Source organism: Candidatus Culexarchaeum yellowstonense, assembly GCF_024707025.1.
Lineage (GTDB): Archaea > Thermoproteota > Methanomethylicia > Culexarchaeales > Culexarchaeaceae > Culexarchaeum.
In genome coordinates, this window is the sequence record NZ_JANGFQ010000199.1 from 1 (window position 1) to 2,542 (window position 2,542).

General features: G+C 40.0%; 4 protein-coding genes. 3 read left to right on the top strand and 1 reads right to left on the bottom strand.

Features of this window, described 5'->3' with window-relative positions; translation table 11 throughout:
* The 3 genes from MRT15_RS11060 to MRT15_RS11070 form a co-directional block, all read left to right on the top strand.
* Positions 1–203: Mut7-C RNAse domain-containing protein (locus MRT15_RS11060; RefSeq protein WP_304330255.1), on the top strand; the 203-nt coding region annotated here is incomplete at its 5' end.
* A gap of 33 nt (positions 204–236) precedes the next feature.
* Positions 237–878, top strand: a complete 642-nt coding sequence (locus MRT15_RS11065; RefSeq protein WP_304330256.1) for a TIGR00296 family protein — start codon at positions 237–239, stop codon at positions 876–878.
* A gap of 7 nt (positions 879–885) precedes the next feature.
* Positions 886–1,770: a hypothetical protein gene (locus MRT15_RS11070; RefSeq protein ID WP_304330257.1), complete on the top strand. Its 885-nt coding sequence runs from the start codon at positions 886–888 to the stop codon at positions 1,768–1,770.
* On the opposite strand, the gene MRT15_RS11075 is transcribed toward MRT15_RS11070, so the two are convergent.
* The coding region (locus MRT15_RS11075; RefSeq protein WP_304330259.1) for a helicase-related protein at positions 1,765–2,542 on the bottom strand (778 nt) is incomplete at its 5' end. The genes MRT15_RS11070 and MRT15_RS11075 overlap by 6 nt on opposite strands.

Here is a 2,542-nt window from a genome sequence, read left to right on the forward strand (position 1 = left end):
TATGTAATCATCCACTCAGAATGTGTTCAAAAGGGGATGTTGAAGATAAAATTCCAAAAAATGTTGCTGAATCCTCAAATATTTTCTGGGTTTGCGATGGGTGTGGTAAGGTTTACTGGATTGGTAGGCATTGGAGGGATATAATGGCTAAGTTACGTAGAGTTCAATTGGAAGTTGAAGGTAAAGGTAAATCTTATCTTTAACTCTACATCAATATATCTAGAGGTACCAGTAATATGAGCCTCTCTGAATTCACAGTTGAAGATGGAGCTTTCCTCGTTAGATTGGCTAGGAAGTCTGTTGAGGAGTATTTAACTAGGGGTATAGAAATATCCCCACCAGAAGATCTTCCTGAGAAGTTTAGGGTTAAGAGGGGGGTTTTTGTCACAATCAATAAATTGAGGTTTGAAGGTGGATTTAGACATAAAGTTTTGAGGGGATGTATAGGGTACCCTTACCCCACACATCCATTGGTGGAGGCCCTTATAGATGCAGCAATTAGTGCTGCAACATCTGATCCTAGGTTTAGACCACTAAAGCCTGAGGAGTTGCGTGAAGTGGTTTTTGAAGTTAGCATTTTAACTGAACCTGAACTCATAAGGGTTCCATCACCATCAATGTATCCACAGATGATAAGAATTGGGCTTGATGGTCTAATAGTTAAGAAGGGGTGGTTTACTGGTTTACTATTACCACAAGTGGCTGTGGAGTGGAATTGGGATGCTGAAGAATTTCTGAGCAATTGCTGTATTAAGGCTGGATTACCCCCAGATGCTTGGCTTGATAGGGACATACAGATATATAGATTTCAAGCTGAAATATTCGAGGAGCTTGAGCCTCGGGGGGAGGTTATTAAGAAGGAGCTTCATTGGGGTTGAATAACTATTGCTTATTGGTAAATCCTTCTCCCCATTCACAATCCCACTCTTCTTTAGATTCTCATATTCCAATGACCCATTGGAATCTGGCATTGTTGGTGCTTTAGCCAATATTCTCAAGGGGGTTTCATGTAGAGTTGAAGTGGATTATGATAAGAGGTTAAACTTGGATTTCGTGGCTGGACGTGAGCAACTACATTTACCATGGGTTGAGGAGGCAATTGAAATGGCTATTAAACGTGAGGGTATTGAGGGTTTGAGGGGGGTTGTGGATTATCATTTTGAAGTAAATTATGGTCTCGACATATCATCTGCTTCAGCCACAATCATATCCACCCTAGCTGCATTGAAGAAGGCTTTATCTTTAAAGTTGAGCCCACTGGATCTTGCTTCCATATCACATATAATTGAATTGAAGTATAATGTTGGTTTTGGATGCACATTTAGTCAACTTATAGGTGGAGTGGATCTCTTCACAACACCAAGTGTTCCTGGTAAGGCTAAGTACCTTAGGATAGGTGTTCCAGATGATTTGAGAATTGTGGTTGCAGGTAGACCAGCCCATGAATTTCCAATTTATACCCATCGAGCATTTCCTCAGAGTTTCTCGATCGATCTTGGTTCTGTGAAAAGCTTCGATGACATAATCCCCTTATGTAGACGTTTTAGTGAGGAGTTTATGTCTGCATCGGTGAGGTTGAAGTGGATTGCAAGTGAACTTTCTAAAGCCAATATTTTATCTTATGGTTTTGGTTTTTCCGGCAAAGTTGTATATGCACTTGTTTATAGGGATTATATGATTGATGTTGCTTCAATTTTGCTAAACATATTCCCAACAGAGTACATATTCATATCCGAGATCGACCCAATTGGGGTTAGGGTTTACTTATAGTTTCCTCATGAAGCTTGTTAGAGTTGTCTGCCCGGAAGATATATCGTTTATATCCATGTAAGCCACCTTTTGTGTAAACCCATATACTTCGGCACACTTCCTCATTATTCCAAGAAGCTTATTCTTCTCATGCGTTTGCATAGATATTAATGCATATGTCCTTGCAATCTTCTCTTCAGCTTGCCTCAATATCCTCCCAAACCTCTGAACCCATTTCTGCGGGTTGCTTGGAGGGTCAATCCATATTTCTATGTCAGCTGTTGGTATATCTAACCCCTCTTCACCCACTGATGTGGCTACAAGTATTTTTGCCTTCTCCTTGAATTGTAGTAGGGCTGATGCTTGTTGCTCCAATGTCATCTCCCCCTTACCAACCATTATAGCCACATCTTCAACTCCAAACCTTTCTTGCAACCTCCTACCCACTTGTTTAACTACCTCTATTGCTTCTGCGAAAACTATCCCCTTACTATATCTCTCAGCTTCCAATATCTTTATCGTTGCATCTATCTTGTGGTTGAAGTTCTCCTTTAAAGCCTCCCTGTAGGCTTTTATTATACTTTTACCATTCAGCTCTTCCATGGGTTGATTTAATTCTGGGAGTCTCCAACTCCTATATCTGAGTACGCTACTTGCTCCATCTTCAATTAATCTGAAGGTTAAAAGTTTTAGTGTCATCCTCCTCTTGCATATTGGATGTTCAATACAATTTTCATCTAGATGTTTTGATCCATATAATTTCCTTATTTCAGATTCCAATGCTGATACCTGT

What these genes read in the sequence shown, in the direction of transcription:
- MRT15_RS11065 (WP_304330256.1), top strand. Translation starts at nt 237, where the DNA reads ATGAGCCTCTCTGAATTCACAGTTGAAGATGGAGCTTTCCTCGTTAGA.